The 710-nt window shown below is 48.6% G+C and carries 1 protein-coding gene; it reads right to left on the reverse strand.

Annotation, left to right across the window (positions count from 1 at the left end; genetic code table 11):
• Positions 1 to 709, reverse strand: a 709-nt coding sequence (locus PROVRUST_RS18730) for a phage tail sheath subtilisin-like domain-containing protein (protein WP_211207518.1), incomplete at its 3' end; no start/stop codon positions are given.
• Position 710: the final 1 nt, after the last annotated feature.

The following is a 710-nucleotide window of genomic DNA, read 5'->3' on the forward strand; positions in this document are numbered from 1 at the left end:
TATCGTTTTCGTTAAGCAAACCAGCGTCCGTGGCTGGGTCTTGCAAGTCCCATGACACATCGGCAGAAATACCCGTGACACCATTGACCCCTACGTTAGATAACGTTTTATGCCAGCCAATCTCATTGTCGATTTTTGCACGTAACCCCAATGCCGTTGCCGTTGCATAGATATTACTTTCTGCATTAGCGACTGTGTCCCAGCCTTGAAACTCTGGGTAAATCAGCATAAGTTCACGCTGGCTAAAATTCTGACGATACTCAATTGCTTCGGATACCGTCTTACAGCCATAAGCGCTGATATATGCCATAGCTCGCATCTTTTGAGCGATTCCCGCAAGTGATGCTGAAACGGCTTGCGTATCATGACCCGGCACGGCAATAATTCGCGGCTTCACACCCACACGGCTTTGAGCAACGGTTAACGCTTGTAAGCCTGTTTTGCGCCCTTCCGCTGTTGACCCGCCAATAATATTAGATGTGGTTTCTGCTTCGGTTTCACCTTGCTCAACGCGGACAACAACCGTCACCGGCTTTGATTGATTTCCGATTGCTTCTAACGCACGGGCTAACGTGCCGGTATCGCCTGCTTTACCGGCAGCATCCATCACGTCAGTAATTAAAACTGGTGTATTGAGCGGAAAATGTTTGGCATCAGCATCATCGGCAGTACAAACCATGCCGGCGATAGCTGTATTAATGGTGCGAATA

This window comes from Providencia rustigianii DSM 4541 (assembly GCF_000156395.1).
Taxonomy (GTDB): Bacteria; Pseudomonadota; Gammaproteobacteria; order Enterobacterales; family Enterobacteriaceae; genus Providencia; species Providencia rustigianii.